The following is a 16,074-nucleotide window of genomic DNA, read 5'->3' on the forward strand; positions in this document are numbered from 1 at the left end:
CCCCCGGTCAGGCGTGCTCGGGCGGCAGCAGCTCGTCGTTGGGGTAGCCGCCGAGCAGATCGTCGGAGGCGGTGAGCGCGAACACCTCGCCGATGGGCACGGTCGCGATGTCGACCTCGGCGGCCACGTCCCCGTCCTCGGCCAGTTCCATCAGCATGCCGCGGACGACCTGCGGCGGCAGGTCCGCGTGGTCGGCCAGGGCTTCCAGGCTGACCGACACCGTGACCGATTCGGCGCCGCCGGGCAGCGAGAAGCGGCCCTCCTCGTCGAATTCGTATTCGACGCCGCCGACGCGGCGGATGGCGATCGCGGTGAGTTCTTCGAGGTCGCCGCGCTGGTCGGCGGCCTCCTCGATGGCTTCGAGCTTGCCGAATGCGAGCACGTCGAACGGGTTGGTGTAGAGCTGCGGCGCCACGTACAGCTTCCCGTGGCGCTGCTCGCTGCGGTACAGACCGAGGGCCAGCAGGAATTCCAGCAGGTCGCGGACGGTGTGCGGGACGGGCAGGCCGCTGCGCTCGCAGTGGGCGGTGAAGGTGGCGATGCGGTCGCTGCGTTCGCCTGTGGCGCGGTCGTACTCTTCGCGGGCCTCCTTCTCGACCACTTCGGGAGAGGCGCCGTAGTTGTGCTCGCGGGCCTCGGCTATCCAGTCGTCGACGTCGCCGGGGTCGCACCAGACGGGCTCGTTCCAGATGTCTTCGTCGGGGAAGGCGTCGGACCACCAGGTCGCCGGGAAGGGACTGAGGGACGGGACGGTCCGGAAGAGCTCGATGCTGCAGGGCATGATCCTGATCCAGGCCGGATGCATCGGTGCTTGGACAGGGCCGGTCTCTTCTCCGCCGAAGGGCCGTTCGAAAGCTTCCACTCGTCGACGGTAGCAGCGGGGGCGGACGACCCCAGGTCGCGGCTGTCGGCGTCGGTTACGCCCTGAGCGGAACCGGGGCGGGGCGGGCCGTCTCGGCGAATTGTTGTCGGTGTTGCTCAGTGCCCGTTGAGTGCCCTTTTACGCCGAGGCGGCCCGCGGCGCGTGCGGTGCCCCCGACCGGCGGGGCCGGACCCCGTTCGCCGGGTGACGCACCTCTCGCGTCGTTGCCGACGTTACTCCGATCGGTACCACCGAATATCGTACGAAAGGTTACTGTTGACTAGCCTTTCGGATGAATACCGGAAAGGTCCGGTTCGAAGGCGGCGAGGTCGCCCGCGGCGGATTCGGCGGTCAGGTATTCGAGGGTCCTGACCTTCTGGGCGAGTAGCTGGCCCACCTCCACGATCTGGTCGGCGGGATTGAGGACGAGCCAGTGCTCGTATTCGGCGTATCGTTCGGCGACCTGCGCTTCGGCGGTCAATGTTCCTCCTCGTCTCGGCGCCGCTCGCGGCGCCGTCGATGCGCTCGGCGTGTGCGGCGTGGGTCTGGCCCAAGCTAATCGGGACCGGACCCGGTGCGGCCGGCCGACACGCCGTTCGACGGTGAAATGTACTGGAAAGCACGCGGAACCGGCCGCGGCAGGTCGTTCAGGTTCGCAGTGCCAGGCGCAGCGTGTCCGTGCCGTCCTCGGCGATCTCGATCGGCACACCCCAGTCCTGGCGGGTCAGGTGGCAGGCCGGGTGTTCGGCTTCGGCGTCGCAGGTGGCCGCCTGTGCGACCACTTGGAGCACCCCGTGGTCGACGCCGGAGGCGAGGGCGAGCTCCCGGGTGAACTCCCCGCTCGAGCCGGAACCGGTCTCGAGCAGTTGCGGCGGGTCCGCCGAGACTTTCAGTGACAGAGGTGAACCGAAGGAGTAGTCGAGCTTCTGCCCGGTGGCCGGCTCGAACAGGACCTCCAAGCGCAGCGGGCCGGGGGCGACGGCGGTGCGCTTGCGGGTCACGCGGTGGCGGCGGCCTTCGACGGCGGCCTCGGCGATCTCGGGGACGGTCAGGCGGTGCGCGGCCGATTCGACGACCACCGTGCGTCCGCCCGCGACGATCGCGTCGCTGGGTTCGGCCAGGCCGGTCGCGAGCGTGGCGAGTTCTCCGGTGTCCGGGTCGAACCGGCGCAGCGCGCCGTTGTAGGTGTCGGCCACGGCGATGCGCCCGTCGGGCAGGACGCCGAGTCCGAGCGGGTGCTGCATGAGCGCGCGGTCGGGTAGGCCGTCGACGTGCCCGAAGTCGAACAGGCCCCGGCCGACGGCGGTGTGCATGTGGCCGTTCTCGACGTAGCGCAGCGCCGAGGTCTCGGCGTCGACCAGCCAGAGCCGGTCGCCGTCGGCGGCGAGCCCGGACGGCTGGGCCATCCACGCCTCGGCCGGCGGCCCGTCCCGGAGGCTCTCGACGGTGGTGCCGGCCCATACGCCCGCGGTGCGGGCGACCGGGTCGAAGTACCACAACTGGTGGATGCCGGCCATCGCCACGATCACCTTGCCGTCGAACCAGGCGACGTCCCAGGGCGAGGACAGGTCGACCTCGAGCGCGGCGCCGGACCGGCCGTCCATGCGCCACTGGTCGCCGGTCCCGGCGACGGTGGCGACGGAGCCGTCGGCTAGTCGGACCCCGCGCAGCAGATGGTTCACGGTGTCGGCTACGACCAGGTCGTAGCCGACCCGCTCGGCGACCGGGCCGGGCAGTAGCGCCAGCCCTTGCGGCTCGTTGAACTCGGGCTCGGGGCCGTCGGCCCGGCCGCGCGCACCGGTGCCGATGACGGCCCGGACCGTCTCCAGGTCGGGCGCGAGCCGGACCAGGCGGTGGTGCGCCGAGTCGGACGCCAGCAGGTCGCCGCCCGGCAGCTCGACGGCCTTGCCCGGGAAGCGCAGGGTGGTCTCCGCCGGCGGCGGGGCCACGTACGGCGAGCCGACCGGGTCGAGCGTCCCGGCGGCCGTGTGCTCGGCGACGAGGTCGCCGATGATCGCGTCCAGGGCCTCGAAATGACCCTCGCCGGCCATCGTGGACACGACATAGCCGGCGGGATCGATCACCACCAGTGTCGGCCAGGCGCGCGCGGCGTAGGCGTCCCATGTGGTCAGCTCTGGGTCGTCGAGGACGGGGTGGGCGACGCCGTAGCGCTCCACGGCCGCGGCCAGGGCGTCGGGGTCGCGCTCGTGGTCGAACTTCGGGGAGTGGACGCCGACGACGACCAGCGCGTCACCGTACTTCTCCTCCAGCGGCCGCAGCTCGTCGAGGACGTGCAGGCAGTTGACACAGCAGAACGTCCAGAAGTCGAGGACCGCGACCTTCCCCCGGAGGCGCTCGAGGTCGAGCCGACGACCGCCGGTGTTGAGCCAACCGCGGCCGACGAGTTCGGCCGCACGAACACGGGACTGATTCACCCGACGAGCCTAGCGCGCACCGCCGAAGCTAGTCCTCGTCCTCGGTGCCCTCGTCCTCGGTCGGACCGTCCTCGCCTTCGCCTTCGGCGCCTTCATCGTCGCCGCCCGATTCCTCTTCCTCGCCGAGCAGCGTCAGGCAGTAGATCGCCTCGGGGTCGGACATGTCGCCCACGGTGAGGGTCTCCCGGCCAGCGTCGGCGCACTCCTGGCCGTCGTCGACCTCGGAGCTGATCTTGTAGTCCTCGCCCTCGACCGCCTCTTCGCACTCGATCGCCTCGGCGGTGTCGTCGCCGGTGTGGCGCACGCAGCCGCCGGTCTCGAACGACGGCGGTTGCAGCAGGAAGTAGGCGGCTCCGGCCGCGCCGCCGATCACGACCACGGCGACGACAACGATCAGCGGGACCAGCCACTTGCGGCTCTTCTTGGGCGGCGGCTGCTGCGGCGGGTACTGGCCGCCGGGCATCCCGGGCGGCGGCATCTGCCCCGGCGGCACCGAACCGGGGGGCATCTGCCCCGGCTGGGAACCGGGCGGGACGCTGCCGGGCGGCATCTGACCCGGCTGCATCTGCTGCTGGTTCGGGTCGTAGCCGGGCTGGGCCGGTTGCGGCGGCTCGCTCTGCGGCGACTGCGCGCCGATGATGAGCCGCTGCGTGTCCTCCGAAGCAGGCGGGCCCTGCGGGGGCTGCTGCTGCGGCTGGGGCGGCCCGGCCTGGTACATCGACTGCGGCTGCTGTGGTTGCTGCGGCTGCGGCGGCGGCTGATTCGACGGCGGCAGTCCGGCGTCGGCCGGCGGCATCACGCCGCCGAGCGGGTTCGGCGGCGGCGACGGCCACGTCGACTCGGAGGGCTGCTGCGGCTGCTGCTGTTGCTGCGGGCCGGGAGCCTGCTGCTGGCCCTCCTCGCCGAACGGTGCAGGCGGATTGAACCCGACGCCCTGGGGCGGGAGGACCTCGGTGCGCTCCTCTTCGACGCTCGGCTCCGGCGACTCGGACTGCGAGGAACCGGCCGGCCGCAGCACGGTGGTGCCCTCGTCGTCGGCGTCGGACGGGGTCATGCCGCCCGACTCGGCCGGCGGGGACGGCGCGGCGGGTGGTTCGGCCGGAGCGGCCGGGGACTCCGCCGGAGCGGGAGGCTCGGCCGACGCCTCGGCCTCAGCGGGCGCGGGCGGCGTCTGCGCGGGAGCTTCGTCGGCGGCCGGAGGAGGCGGGACATCGGCCTGCTCCGGAGCGGGCATGGCCTGAGTCGCCCCCTCATCGACCGGTTCCGGCGCGGCGGGAGGCTCCGGCTCGGCCGGCGCCTCGGAAGCGGGCGCCTCGGCGGACTCCGGCGCATCGTCCCGCGGTTCGGGCGCACTCGCCGCCTCGGGCTGGGGCGCGGCCTCGGACTCGGCGGACGCAGGCTCAGGAGCGCTGGCCTGGGTCGCGCCTTCCTCGGGGGAGGCGCTTTTCTCGGGGGCCCCGTCTTCCGGGGTCTCGCCCTGCTCTGATGCGTTGCCTTGCTCGGAGGTCACGGTTGCTCCTCATCGGTGCTTTCGGTCCGGGGTCCAGGGAACGCCGGACGAAGCACACGGTACAGCAGCAGGACACGCTCTCACTCGACAGGGTGAAGCCGTGGTAGCGGGCAGAACGTTCGAACGGCGATGAACCGGCGGAGGCGATGTTAAAGGCCGGGCGCCGGTCGTAGCCCACCCCTCATGGCTACGCGGCGCCCGGCCGGTGTGAGAACCCCCTGGAGAGGGTCTCGGCGGTGCGGGGACTCGGCGCTGTCGCCCGCACCATTGGGAGGAGATAGGTTCCGGGCCTCGGATCGAGGCGGTCGTCGCGGCCGATGCTCGACTCCCAGTCATCGCCCGGCGACGTAACGAAACTTCGAAGTAATGTTACTTCGCAGTTTCCTTGCAACAATTACAGCACTCGAGGCCCGGAATCGCCAACGATTCCCAGGTGGGTTTGGTCACGTCCAGGCCAGGAGCGTTTCCCCTGGGTCCGCAAGGAAGTCACCGACATCGGCCAGGAACTTCGCTCCGAGTTCGCCGTCGATGAGCCGGTGGTCGAACGCCAGTCCCAGGGTGGTGATCTGCCGGACCGCGATCTCACCTTCGTGGACCCACGGCTGGGGCCGCACGGCGCCGAACACGAGGATCGCCGACTCGCCGGGCGGCAGGATCGGGGTGCCGGTGTCGACACCGAAGACGCCGACGTTGGTGATGGAGATCGTGCCGCCGGACATGTCGCCCGGCTGGGTCTTGCCGTCCCGGGCGGTGCGGACCAGCGAGCCGATCGACCCGGCCAGGTCGACCAGGCTCAGATGCTGAGCGGCCTTGATGTTCGGCACCACCAGGCCCCGCGGAGTGGCCGCGGCGATGCCGAGGTTGACATCGTGCTTGACCACGATCTCACCGGCCGACTCGTCCCAGTGGGCGTTGATCATCGGGTGGCGGCGGCAGGCCATGAGCACGGCCTTGGCCACCAGCAGCATCGGCGTCACCTTGACGTCGGTGAACTCCTTGCGGCCCTTGAGCTCCTCGATCGCATCCATCATGCCGGTCACGTCGCAGGTGAGGAACACCGTGGCATGCGGGGCGGTGAAGGCCGAGGCGACCATGTTCTGAGCGGTGGCCTTGCGGACACCCTTGATCGGGATGCGCTCCTCGCCGCCGGCACCGGGCGCGGCCGCGGGCGCCCGGGCCGCGGCCTCGACGTCGGAGCGGGTGACCGTGCCGTGAGGACCGGTCGGTGCGACCGTACGCAAGTCGATACCGAGGTCCTTGGCGAGCTTGCGCACCGGCGGCTTGGCCAGGGCGGGCCCGGACGGGGCCGGCTCCGGCTCGGGTTCGGGGGGCGTCATCACCGGCGGCGTCACCGGCTCGGCGACCGGCGGCTCCGGTGCGGGCGGCGGCGGGGTGGCCGCCTCGCGCCGGCGCTTGCGGCGCTTCGGCGCGTCCTCCTTGGCGCCGTAGCCGACCAGGTTGGGGGTGCGCTTGCCCTCGGAGGAGGCTTTCGTGGTCGCTTCGGCCCTCTCCTCGACGCCTTCGACCTCGAAGGTCGCCAGCGGCGAGCCCACGTCGACCGTGTCGCCCGGCGAGGCGTGCCGGTCGCTGAGCGTGCCGGTGTAGGGGCTCGGCACCTCGACCACGGCCTTGGCGGTCTCGACCTCCACGAACGGCTGGTTGAGCTTGACCTCGCCGCCGGGCTCGACCAGCCACGCGGCGACCTCGCCTTCGGTGAGTCCCTCGCCCAGGTCGGGCAGATTGAAGGTGATCTTCTGTCCCATGGTCCGGCCTCCTCAGTACTCGAGGGACCGGTCGACGGCGTCGAGCACCCGGTCCAGGTTCGGAAGATAGTCGTCTTCGAGGCGGCTCGCCGGATAAGGCACGTCATAGCCGGTCACCCGCATCACCGGGGCCTCCAGGGAATAGAAGCACTCCTCGGAGAGCCGGGCGGCGACCTCGGACCCCATGCCGAGCGTCTGCGGCGCCTCGTGGACGACCACGGCCCGGCCGGTCTTGCGCAGCGAGGTCCGCAGCGGCTCCCAGTCGATCGGCGAGAGCGACCGCAGGTCGATCACCTCGAGGTCGAGGCCCTCCTCGGCGGCGGCCCCGGCCGCGTTGAGCGCCACGTCCACGGTCGGGCCGTAGGCGATCAGCGTGGCGGTGGATCCGGACCGGACCACTCGGGACCGGTGCAGTCCCAGCGGCGCGGCCGTGGTGTCGACCTCGGCCTTGGCGTGATAGCGCCGCTTCGGCTCGAAGAAGACCACCGGGTCGTCGGAGGCGGCGGCCTGCTGGATCATCCAGTAGGCGTCCTCGGGGCTCGCGCAGGTGACGACCTTGAGGCCGGCGGTGTGCACGAAGTAGCTCTCGGGCGATTCGGAGTGGTGCTCGATCGCTCCGATGCCGCCGCCGCAGGGGATGCGGACGACCACGGGCATCTTGATGCGCCCGCCGGACCGGTTGCGGAGCTTCGCCAACTGCGAGACCAACTGGTCGAAACCCGGATAGACGAAGCCGTCGAACTGGATCTCGCAGATCGGCCGGTAGCCGCGCAGGGCGAGACCGATCGCGGTGCCGATGATGCCCGACTCGGACAGCGGGGTGTCGACCACGCGCTCGGACCCGAAGTCCTTCTGGAGGCCGTCGGTCACGCGGAACACGCCGCCCAGGAGGCCGACGTCCTCCCCCATGATGAGGGCCTTCTCGTCCTGCTCCAGGACCTGCCGCAGGCCCTCGTTGAGGCCCTTGACCATCGTCATGGTCGCCATCAGGACTCACTCCCCTCGTCGAGCGACGCCCTGAAGGCGACCGCCTCGGCGCGCTCGGCCTCCAGGCTCGGCGGCACATCCGCGTACACGGAATCGAACATCTCGGTCACGTCCGGATCGGACAGGTTCATCACCCGCTCGCGCAGTTCCAGGACGTGCTCGGAGGCCTCGGAGTCGACCGAGGCGAAGTAGTCGTCGTCGGCCAGGCTCTCGGCCTCCAACCAGGTGCGGTAGCGGGCGATCGGGTCCTTGCCGCGCCAGTAGTCCAGCTCGGCCTCGTCGCGGTAGCGCGTGGCGTCGTCGGAGGTGGTGTGCGGCTGCATGCGGTAGGTGTAGGCCTCGATCAGGCTCGGCCCCTCGCCCGATCGGGCCCGCTGCAGCAGAGAGTCGGAGACCGCGTAGCAGGCCAGGACGTCGTTGCCGTCGACCCGGACGCCCGGGAGACCGAAGCCCTCGGCGCGCTTGTACGGGGGGACGCGGAACTGGCGGGCGTTGGTCTCGGAGATGGCGTACTGGTTGTTCTGGCAGAAGAACACCAGCGGGGAGTTGAAGACACCGGCCCAGATGAGGGCCTCGTTGAAGTCGCCTTCGCTGGTGGCGCCGTCGCCGTGGTAGACGATGACGGCCTCGCCGTCGTCGCCGACAGCGCCGTCCTTGGCCACGCCCATGGCGTAGCCGGCGGCGTGGAGGGTCTGGGAGGCGATGACGATCGAATAGATCTGGAAGCGGTCGGCCTCCACGTCCCGGCCGCCGAGATCGACGCCGCGGAACAGCGCGAACGGCGAGATGATGTCGACGCCGCGCACCCACTGGACCCCGAGCTCCCGGTAGGCGGGGAATACGGTGTCCTTCGGCTTGAGGGCCCGGCCGGACCCGATCTGGGCGGCCTCCTGCCCCAGCATGCTCGGCCACAGGCCGAGCTGGCCTTGGCGCTGGAGGGCGGTGCCCTGGGCGTCGAGCTCGCGGCTGATGACGAGGTCGCGGTAGAGGCCGCGGTATTCGTCGTCGGTGAGCGACAGGTGGTAATCGGGGTGGTCGACGCGACGCCCTTCGGGCGTCAGCAGTTGGACGAACTCTGGGTCGTTCGTGCTCGAGGCGGATTTCCGACGGTTCTTGGCCGTCTTCTTGGCGGGGCGCGGTCGGTCAACTGTGCCCATAGTTGCCTCCTTATTGATATTCCGGTATCTCCAAGCATGCCAAAGCCGTGGCGCGCGCGCTTCCGCAGCTGAGGTCCGATTACCATTCGTAGGCTGGCATTCGACCCTGGGTAGCCGCCCGGTCGGGCCAACGACATCATCGGCCCTGAACGGGCGTTTCGTCGCACGGGGGTAGCGGGAAAGGAGAACGGTGGGGCGCATAGGCGGCAACCGGACCGGAGGCTGGCCGCTGGGGGCCTGGTTCGCCCTGGTGGGGGTGAGCGCCGGAACGGTCGCGATGTTCGCGGCGGTGGCGTGGGCGTTCACTGACGCGACAGGGCTGTACGAGGGCTCGGAGGCGGCCGGGCCGCCGGGGTGGGCGGTCGAGGATCCGATGGTGATCGATGCCGAATCGGCTCCGAGTCCGACACCGGACTCACCCACGGGACGGGCCCCGGGCGGAGGAGCCGGCGAACCGCGGGTCGAACCGCTCGGCGGCGAGCGGACCGGGGAGCCGCCCGAATCCGACCCCGCGACGGGGCACGGACCGTCCGAAGAGCCCGCGGCACCGACGGCCCCCACGGAGGAGGCGTCGAGCAGCTCGCCGGCCGATGGCCCGGTGGAAGAGGAGCCGCACCCGGTGCCGCCGGAGCACGGGAAGTGCGAGCCGACCGGGCAGCCGCTCCCGAGCGCGCCCGCCGAGCCCACCGACGGCTCGAACAAGGATTCGGATCCGAAGCTGATCCTCGAGCACATGACCGTGGGGCCGGTTAGCCCCTTGGAGTGAGCGGGGGATTTCCTTTTCTCGCAGCCGTAACTTGCATGTGCGGATATCCGTTACAGATACAGAGCGCGTCGCAGAGTGACGAACGCAACGAATATCTGTGGGGTACAAGCAAATGAACCGTTTCTCCCGCACCATGCTCGCCTCGTCGGCCGAGGCCGGATTGACCCAGACCGCCCTCAGTCGGCACGTTCCACTCCTGTGCCGCAATGTCCGGCCCGGGGAGCGGGTGTCGCTGCTGACCGGCTGCGTCGGCTCGGACGGCCTGGCCGGCGGCGACTGCATCCTGATGCTCACCTCGGAGCGGCTGGTCGTGACTCGGCAGTCGCGCATGCTCGGCCGGGTGCGGCCGTGCCTGGACGCGCCGATCCGGGGCGTCGAGCACTTCCGGTGGTCGGCCGACCCGAAGGGCCCGGGCGTGGACCTCGGGTTCACCGTGCCGGAGGGCGCCGGCGCGGCCGGGCCGGGCCGGTGGCACTTCTGGCTGCCGGCCGAACACGCCAAGCGGGTGTGGCGGATCGACGCGGTCCTCGCTCGCGAGTTCCGCCGCCCGGGCGCGGTGGCCGAGGCCCGGCCGATGCAGCCGATGGATTTCGACCCGGCGTTCGCGGCGGCGCTGTTAACTCCCGGGGACTTACGGGAGCCGGGCCCTCGCGGCCCGGCTCGTCCCCGCACCGTCCGCGGCGGGGTTCATGCGTTCACGGGCGCAGTTCGGCGGTGCAGCACTTGACCGATCCGCCGCCCTTCTTCAGTTCCGACAAGTCGACCGGGACCGGTTCGTAGCCGGCGTCGCGGAGTTTGCGTGCCATGCCGGCGGCCTCGGCGTTGAGCACCACGCGGGTGCCGTCGGAGACGAAGTTGAGTCCGAACGCGGCCGCGTCCTCGGCATCGGCGGTGACCGCGTCGGGGAAGAGGCGTTCGAGCAGGCGGCGACCGCCCGGGGCGAAGGCCTCCGGATAGTAGGCGATGCGCTCGCCGTCGAGCGGGGCGAGCGCGGTGTCGAGATGGTAGTAGCGGGGGTCGACCAGGCGCAGCGAGACGACCTGCCGGCCGAACACCTCGGCGGCCTCGGCGTGGGCGCGGGCGTCGGTCCGGAAGCCCCAGCCGGCGAGGATCAGCTCGCGACCGGGCAGGTAGGTGAAGTCGCCTTCGCCTTCGTTGGTGTACTCGGGCCTGACGTAGCGGCGGCCGACCGCGCGGTGCCACTTCTCGTGGGCGTCGGCCTCGGGACGGCGCTCCGGGTGGCGGAACCGGGCGCCGTAGGCTACGCCGTCGACGACGAAGGCGCCGTTGGCGGCGTACACCATGTCGGGCAGCCCGGGTTCGGGCTCGATGTACTCGACGTCGTGGCCGAGCTCGGTGTAGACGGCGGTGAGGGTCTCCCACTGGGCGCAGGCGCGCGCGGTGTCGACGGGGGCCGTGGTGTCCATCCACGGGTTGATGGCGTACTCGACGGCGTAGTAGGCGGGGCGGCACATGAGGTAGGTGCGGCGACCGGGCTCCCGGGTCGCGGGCGCCGGGTCAGGCGAAGAATTGTGTTCCTCCATGGCGGAGAGTCTAGACAGGCCGGGCTCCCGCCCGCCGCCGCCGACCCCGCCGAAACCCCGGGATGTGACCGAAACGGCCCTGTCCCGCGGAGTCGACATGTTCTGCCGGTATGCGGGGCCGCGGCGGTTCGGCCGGTCCCGCCGCGGCCCGGTTGCGGGTCGTCCGGTCCGATCTCAAAGGCCCATGACCGGTCCCGCTCTCGAGACCGCCTGTGCCGGGCCGAAGACCGCCGGGACGCCGTTCGCGTCGGCCGTCACCCTGACCGTCACCTCCAGGTCGTTCACTTCGCAGCTTTGCAGTTCGGCGCCGTTCCCGGACACCAGCCGCGCCGCCGCGCCGCAGGCCGCCTCCTCACCGATGAGCACCTTCGCGGCGCCGGCCAGGGCGGCGGCGTCGGCCGCCCCCTGCGCCCGGTGACGGGCCGCACCGGCCTGACCGACGGCCACGAACCCCGCGGCCAGCACCACGGTCGCCGCCATGGCGCCGACCGCCAGGACCGTCGCCGATCCCCGTTCCCTCCCGGCGGGGCGGGCGTTCATTCGAGCACCCCCGGTTCCACGGCGGCCGTCGCATCGGACTCGACCGTGACCGGCGGCGCCAACGGACCCAGGGGCCTCGACGCGACCGTGACCTCTGCCCGCACCAGGTCGCCCTCGGTCGAGACGCTCACCGTGGCGCCGTCCGGCAGGTAGGCCGCCGCCACCGCCCGCGCGTCCTCGCCGCGGGCCGCCGCCAGCGCGGCGCTGTTGGCCGCGTCGACCGACCTCACCTTCAGCCCCATGGTGCCGACCGCCCACACGGCCATCGCCAGGACCGCGACCACCGCCGGCATCGCCGCCGCCAGCTCGGCGGTGACGAAGCCCCGATCCCGCGGACGCACGGACCTCATGACAGCGCGCGCTCGATGAGGTTCGACAGGGCGCTCTGGACCGTGCCGGAGGTCAGCACCTTCAGCAGCACGCCCGCGAAGGCCACCGCGGCCAGGGTCCCTACCGCGTACTCGGCGGTCGACATGCCGCTCTCGCCGCGCATCTTGGAGGCGAACTTGCCTCCCCAGCTCGGTTTCGTCACCCCCTTCATCCGCCCCCGGCTCCACTCGTCCTCGCGGGGTTCGGGGCGCGGACGGCGGGCGACCGGCTGCGGCGGGCGGCGCCGCTTCGGACACCGGTCCGCGTCGGCGAGTTCGCACCGGTTCTTGAGCGGGCAGGCCGTGGCGCATTCGTCCGTTTCGGTGGCCAGGATGCCGAGTCGGGTCCTGGTCGTCGGTCCGGGACTGGTCGTCGTGGTCATGGTTCTCGCCTTTCTTCTCTGGTGTCGTGGTCGAGTCGGTGTGGTTCAAAGGCCGGCCGCGGCTGTGTCGGCGACGATGCCGAACACCACCGGGCCGATGCCCGCGGTCACGAAGGCCGGGAGGAAGCACAGGCACAGCGGCCCGATCAGTGCCACCGCCGCGCGCCCGGCGCGCTCCTCGGTCCGGTTCCGGCGCTCGGTCCGCAGGGAGGTCGCGAGCTGCTCGAGCCCTCCGGCGATCGCCGCTCCGCTGGTGGAGGAGCGGTCGAGCTGTCGGGCCAGGCGTTGGGCGCCCGGCAGCCCGCCCAGTTCCGGGGCGGCTTCGGCGGCGGTGGCGCCCAGGTCCACCGCCTGTGCGAAGCGGCTCAGGCGCGCGCCGAGCTCGCCGTCGTGGGCGCCGGCGACCGCGTACGCCGCTTGGGGGAAGGGGGCTCCGGCCCGCAGGGCGGCGGCCAGGAGGTCGAGCGTCCAGGTCCATTGCGGCGCCAGGCGCTCGGCGGTCCGCTTCTCGGCCCGGTCGGGGTCGCTGTCGAGGAGCCGGCGGGCGAGCCACCAGGCGCCGAGCCCGGCCGCGATTCCGGTCGGGCCGCCGATCGCCAGCGCGGCGGCCGCTCCGATGAGCGGTGCGAGGAAACGTCGGTGCTTCATGCCGCCTCCACTCCCACCGATGCGATGAGCGCTCTGGTCCAGGCGAGGCCCGCGGCCTGCAGGGTGATGGCCGCCGCGAGGCAGGCGATGCCGGGCCCGGTCGCCAGGAGGAAGGCGACCGCGTCGACGCCGAGGGCCTGACCGAGTGCCACGCCGCCTACCGGGAGGGCGGTCAGGAGGGCGGCCGTGGCTCGGATCGAGGCGGTCTGGGCGCGGGACCGGGCGGCCGCCTGCTCGTCCTCGCGGAGCTGTTCGGCGAGTCGGCGGCACAGTTCGGCCGCCGGTGCGCCGATTTCGGCGGCGACCTTCCAGGCCGCCGCCAGGCGCCTGGTGGTGGTTTCGGCCCGGTGGGGCCAGTCGGCTTCGATGGCGGCGACCGCGCGGTTCGGGTCGGTGCCGGCGGCGAGGTCGGCCGCGAGGTAGGCGACGGTGTCGGCGGCGGCGCGTCGTGCCTCGCGGAGGCGGCTGCGCTGCAGCGTTAGGCGCGCGGCCGTCGCGGCTGCGGCGGTGTAGGTCGCCGCCGTCAGTGCGGCGGTGATCATGGCGAGGGGGCCGAGGCTTTCGGCGGTCCACGCGGCGGCGAGTCCGGCGGTGGCGGCCATGGCGGCGACGGTGGTTCGCGGTCGGTGGGTGAGCAGGGCGCTCAGCGTGGTTCTCATGTGTTCCGCTCCCTGAGCAGTCGTTCGAGGACGCCGGCCGCTGGTCCCGGTCCGTGCCTGGTCCAGGCGGTGGCGACCTCCAGGTCCTGGGTGCCGCGGGAACGGCCGGAGTCGATGAGGGCGATCTCGGCGACCTGGCGCCGCGGTCCTTTCCGCCGCAGGTGGACGATCACTCGCAGCGCGGCGACGAGCTGGGCGTGCAGTCCGGCTCTGGGCATGCCGTGCGGGAGCGCGAGGGCTTCGAGGCGGGCCGGGACGTCGGCGGCGGCGTTGCAGTGGAGGGTTCCGGCTCCGCCTTCGTGGCCGGTGTTGAGTGCGCCCAGCAGTTCGCTGACTTCGGCGCCGCGGCATTCGCCGACCACGATGCGGTCGGGCCGCATTCGCAGGGCCTGGCGCACGAGTGCGGCCAGGTCGACCGCTCCGGCTCCTTCGATGTTCGCCGGTCGGGCTTCGAGGGTGAGCGTGTGCGGGTGGTCGGCCGCCAGTTCCGCGGCGTCCTCGACGATCACGATCCGCTCCGTTGGGTCGGCCGCGGAAAGGAGGCTCGCCAGCAGGGTAGTCTTTCCGGTTCCGGTTCCGCCGGTTACGAGGAACGGCAGTCGGCCGGTGACGACTCTGAGCAGGAGTTCGGCCATGTCGGTGGTGAGCGTGTCGACCTCGACCAGTTGGGAGAGGGTGAAGGCCTTCGCGCGGTGGGTGCGGAACGACAGGTACGGTCCGCGGGCCGCGATCGGCGGCAGGACGGCGTGGAATCTGGTTCCGTCGGGGAGCCGCACGTCGGCGTAGGGGTTGCCGGCGTCGAGGCGGCGGCCGGCCGCGGCCGCGAGGCGGCAGGCCAGGGAGCGGATGGTGTCGTCGTCGCCGAGGCTGGTGGTGGTGGTCTCGAGGCCGTGGCCGCGGTCGATCCACACCCCGTCGGTGCCGTTGACGACGACGTCGGTGACGGTCGTGTCGTCCAGCAGCGGTTGCAGTGGTCCCGCGCCGGTGAGGTTGTCGGCCACGTGCTCGGTGAGTTGGAGCAGTTCGGGTTGGTCGGGCGGCGCGGCTCCGGCCTCGCACAGGGCGTTGACGATGTCGGCTCTGGCGGGGCGGCGCCGGTTCCGCCGGGTGCGGCCGGGGCCGGTCTGGGCGACGAGTTGGCGCCGGACTTTGCTGATGAGGTCGAGGTTCATCGGGCGGCTCCGGCGGGGTCGCGGTCGGCGGGCGCGGTGTCGCCGCCGCGGGTGCGGGGGCGGGTGAGTTCGGCGGTGAGGGCGTGCAGGCGGCGGGCGGCCGCTTTCGGCAGGCGGCCTTGGCGCAGTCGTTCGGGGAGCCGGTCGTCGGTGGGGAGGCTGCCCCATTTCGGGAGGCCGATCCCGCCGTCCGGGTCGGGGTCGCGTCTGCGGGTCCGGCCCCGGTCGACGGTGCCGAGGTGGGCGGTGTGGGCGCGGTAGGCCGCGATGACGCTGCGGGCGGCCTCACGCGAGCGGTGGGAGGGGCCGAGGGTGACCGCGACCGTGCGGGCCGCGGCGGCGGCTCGGGCGGACGCGGCGGTGCGGTGTCGCGGCAGGTCGACGACGACGAGGTCGGCGGCGGCTTCTGCGGCGTGCAGGATCCGGTCGAGCGCTTCGGGGGTCACGACGACGGGGTTGCGGGGGTCGGGGCCGACCAGGTGGAGGTTGCCCCGTTGGGGCAGTCCGGCGAGGAGGCGTTCGGGTTGGAGCGGCCCGGAGCCGGTCGCGAGGGAGGGCCAGCGCCAGCCCGGTTGGGCGGCGAGTCCGGCGGCGGTGTCGATGCCGCCGCCGGTGAGATCCAGGTCGATCAGGACGGTGCGTTCGCCTCGGTGCGCCGCTGCGGTGGCGGTGGCCAGGGCGAGGGTCGAGGAGCCGGCGCCGCCGTGGCCGGCGACGGCGGCCACGATCGGGGCTTCGGTGGTGTCGCGGCCGGCTCTGGTGAGGCGGTCGAGGAGCCACTCGGTGCCTTCGGGGAGGGAGATGACGTGTTCGGCTTTGAGTTCGAAGACCAGGGGCCAGATCATCGAGGAGTCGCCGGGTTCGGCCTCGAGCCAGGATCCGGTGGCGCAGAAGATCAGGCCGGGGCGGGGCGGCAGTCCGCGCTCGATGCAGGCTCTGGCGGTGTCGGCGCCGACGATCACCAGGGGTGCGTGCTGCCAGTGGGTTTCGGCGGCGGCGGGGTCTTCGGCCCGGTGGAGCGGCAGTCGGGCCGCCGCCGCGATCGGTCCGATCTGTTCGGCGAGGCGGTCGTCGCCGGTGACCAGCAGGGCTTCGGCGGGGGGTGCGGCGTGGCGGGGGCCGGGTTTGCGCGGTTCGGCTGCGGTTCGGTCGAGCGTGGTGGCGGCCATGGCTACTCCTGCGATCGGTGTTTGATCTGCTACCTGGAGTAACCATGACCGAATCGACAAGAGGCGGCAAGGAAAAGTTCGCGGCCTGTGGATAACTTCGACCGGAGTGGA

The 16,074-nt window shown here is 72.2% G+C and carries 17 protein-coding genes; 2 read left to right on the forward strand and 15 right to left on the reverse strand.

Annotated elements, in window-relative coordinates; translation table 11 throughout:
- Positions 1-7: 7 nt before the first annotated feature.
- The 7 genes from CUT39_RS06075 to CUT39_RS06105 all read right to left on the reverse strand — a co-directional run bounded on the left by CUT39_RS06075 (position 8) and on the right by CUT39_RS06105 (position 8,714).
- A complete protein-coding gene (locus CUT39_RS06075) occupies positions 8-862 on the reverse strand; it encodes a DUF6042 family protein (RefSeq protein ID WP_157930507.1) in 855 nt (284 codons plus the stop codon).
- Positions 863-1,142: 280 nt separating this feature from the next.
- Complete coding sequence (locus CUT39_RS06080; RefSeq protein WP_100445081.1) at positions 1,143-1,343, reverse strand: hypothetical protein; 201 nt, start codon at positions 1,341-1,343, stop codon at positions 1,143-1,145.
- Positions 1,344-1,509: 166 nt separating this feature from the next.
- On the reverse strand, positions 1,510-3,297 hold the full coding sequence (locus tag CUT39_RS06085) for an NHL domain-containing thioredoxin family protein (protein WP_100445082.1): 1,788 nt from the start codon (positions 3,295-3,297) through the stop codon (positions 1,510-1,512).
- 28 nt (positions 3,298-3,325) lie between these two features.
- A complete protein-coding gene (locus CUT39_RS06090) occupies positions 3,326-4,807 on the reverse strand; it encodes a hypothetical protein (protein WP_100445083.1) in 1,482 nt (493 codons plus the stop codon).
- A gap of 443 nt (positions 4,808-5,250) precedes the next feature.
- A complete protein-coding gene (locus CUT39_RS06095) occupies positions 5,251-6,570 on the reverse strand; it encodes a dihydrolipoamide acetyltransferase family protein (protein WP_100445084.1) in 1,320 nt (439 codons plus the stop codon).
- Between the two features lie 12 nt (positions 6,571-6,582).
- A complete protein-coding gene (locus tag CUT39_RS06100) occupies positions 6,583-7,557 on the reverse strand; it encodes an alpha-ketoacid dehydrogenase subunit beta (RefSeq protein ID WP_198586913.1) in 975 nt (324 codons plus the stop codon).
- Positions 7,557-8,714, reverse strand: a complete 1,158-nt coding sequence (locus CUT39_RS06105) for a thiamine pyrophosphate-dependent dehydrogenase E1 component subunit alpha (RefSeq protein WP_100445086.1) — start codon at positions 8,712-8,714, stop codon at positions 7,557-7,559. Before CUT39_RS06105 ends, CUT39_RS06100 begins: the two co-directional genes overlap by 1 nt.
- Positions 8,715-8,904: 190 nt before the next feature.
- Here CUT39_RS06105 and CUT39_RS06110 point away from each other — a divergent pair, with 190 nt between their 5' ends.
- Both CUT39_RS06110 and CUT39_RS06115 read left to right on the forward strand, forming a co-directional pair.
- Positions 8,905-9,480 (forward strand): hypothetical protein, encoded by a 576-nt coding sequence (locus CUT39_RS06110; protein ID WP_100445087.1) that lies wholly within the window; start codon positions 8,905-8,907, stop codon positions 9,478-9,480.
- Between the two features lie 112 nt (positions 9,481-9,592).
- Entirely contained in the window at positions 9,593-10,207 is a 615-nt protein-coding gene (locus CUT39_RS06115; protein ID WP_198586914.1) for a hypothetical protein, read from the forward strand.
- Here CUT39_RS06115 and ddaH read toward each other — a convergent pair.
- The 8 genes from ddaH to ssd all read right to left on the reverse strand — a co-directional run bounded on the left by ddaH (position 10,176) and on the right by ssd (position 15,963).
- Positions 10,176-11,024, reverse strand: a complete 849-nt coding sequence (gene ddaH / locus CUT39_RS06120; protein WP_198586915.1) for a dimethylargininase — start codon at positions 11,022-11,024, stop codon at positions 10,176-10,178. The two genes, CUT39_RS06115 and ddaH, sit on opposite strands and share 32 nt — an antisense overlap.
- Positions 11,025-11,198: 174 nt before the next feature.
- Entirely contained in the window at positions 11,199-11,564 is a 366-nt protein-coding gene (locus CUT39_RS06125; RefSeq protein WP_198586916.1) for an Rv3654c family TadE-like protein, read from the reverse strand.
- The gene (locus tag CUT39_RS21445; protein ID WP_198586917.1) at positions 11,561-11,905 is read right to left on the reverse strand and encodes a TadE family type IV pilus minor pilin; all 345 of its coding nucleotides are present in this window, start codon (positions 11,903-11,905) and stop codon (positions 11,561-11,563) included. The genes CUT39_RS06125 and CUT39_RS21445 overlap by 4 nt, the downstream gene beginning before the upstream one ends.
- A 5-nt stretch (positions 11,906-11,910) precedes the next feature.
- A complete protein-coding gene (locus tag CUT39_RS21690; protein ID WP_198586947.1) occupies positions 11,911-12,057 on the reverse strand; it encodes a DUF4244 domain-containing protein in 147 nt (48 codons plus the stop codon).
- A gap of 303 nt (positions 12,058-12,360) precedes the next feature.
- Positions 12,361-12,963, reverse strand: a complete 603-nt coding sequence (locus tag CUT39_RS06140) for a type II secretion system F family protein (protein WP_100445090.1) — start codon at positions 12,961-12,963, stop codon at positions 12,361-12,363.
- Positions 12,960-13,622, reverse strand: a complete 663-nt coding sequence (locus tag CUT39_RS06145; RefSeq protein WP_100445091.1) for a type II secretion system F family protein — start codon at positions 13,620-13,622, stop codon at positions 12,960-12,962. The genes CUT39_RS06140 and CUT39_RS06145 overlap by 4 nt, the downstream gene beginning before the upstream one ends.
- The gene (locus CUT39_RS06150; RefSeq protein ID WP_100445092.1) at positions 13,619-14,794 is read right to left on the reverse strand and encodes a TadA family conjugal transfer-associated ATPase; all 1,176 of its coding nucleotides are present in this window, start codon (positions 14,792-14,794) and stop codon (positions 13,619-13,621) included. The genes CUT39_RS06145 and CUT39_RS06150 overlap by 4 nt, the downstream gene beginning before the upstream one ends.
- Positions 14,791-15,963, reverse strand: a complete 1,173-nt coding sequence (gene ssd / locus CUT39_RS06155) for a septum site-determining protein Ssd (protein ID WP_100445093.1) — start codon at positions 15,961-15,963, stop codon at positions 14,791-14,793. The genes CUT39_RS06150 and ssd overlap by 4 nt, the downstream gene beginning before the upstream one ends.
- Between the last annotated feature and the right edge of the window lie 111 nt (positions 15,964-16,074).

It is taken from the genome of Glycomyces xiaoerkulensis, from assembly GCF_002798405.1.
GTDB lineage: Bacteria > Actinomycetota > Actinomycetes > Mycobacteriales > Micromonosporaceae > Glycomyces > Glycomyces xiaoerkulensis.

What these genes read in the sequence shown, in the direction of transcription:
- CUT39_RS06095 (WP_100445084.1), bottom strand. Translation starts at nt 6,570, where the DNA reads ATGGGACAGAAGATCACCTTCAATCTGCCCGACCTGGGCGAGGGACTC.
- CUT39_RS06100 (WP_198586913.1), bottom strand. Translation starts at nt 7,557, where the DNA reads ATGGCGACCATGACGATGGTCAAGGGCCTCAACGAGGGCCTGCGGCAG.
- CUT39_RS06105 (WP_100445086.1), bottom strand. Translation starts at nt 8,714, where the DNA reads ATGGGCACAGTTGACCGACCGCGCCCCGCCAAGAAGACGGCCAAGAAC.
- CUT39_RS06115 (WP_198586914.1), top strand. Translation starts at nt 9,593, where the DNA reads ATGAACCGTTTCTCCCGCACCATGCTCGCCTCGTCGGCCGAGGCCGGA.
- ddaH (WP_198586915.1), bottom strand. Translation starts at nt 11,024, where the DNA reads ATGGAGGAACACAATTCTTCGCCTGACCCGGCGCCCGCGACCCGGGAG.
- CUT39_RS06125 (WP_198586916.1), bottom strand. Translation starts at nt 11,564, where the DNA reads ATGAACGCCCGCCCCGCCGGGAGGGAACGGGGATCGGCGACGGTCCTG.
- CUT39_RS21690 (WP_198586947.1), bottom strand. Translation starts at nt 12,057, where the DNA reads ATGCGCGGCGAGAGCGGCATGTCGACCGCCGAGTACGCGGTAGGGACC.
- CUT39_RS06140 (WP_100445090.1), bottom strand. Translation starts at nt 12,963, where the DNA reads ATGAAGCACCGACGTTTCCTCGCACCGCTCATCGGAGCGGCCGCCGCG.
- CUT39_RS06145 (WP_100445091.1), bottom strand. Translation starts at nt 13,622, where the DNA reads ATGAGAACCACGCTGAGCGCCCTGCTCACCCACCGACCGCGAACCACC.
- CUT39_RS06150 (WP_100445092.1), bottom strand. Translation starts at nt 14,794, where the DNA reads ATGAACCTCGACCTCATCAGCAAAGTCCGGCGCCAACTCGTCGCCCAG.
- ssd (WP_100445093.1), bottom strand. Translation starts at nt 15,963, where the DNA reads ATGGCCGCCACCACGCTCGACCGAACCGCAGCCGAACCGCGCAAACCC.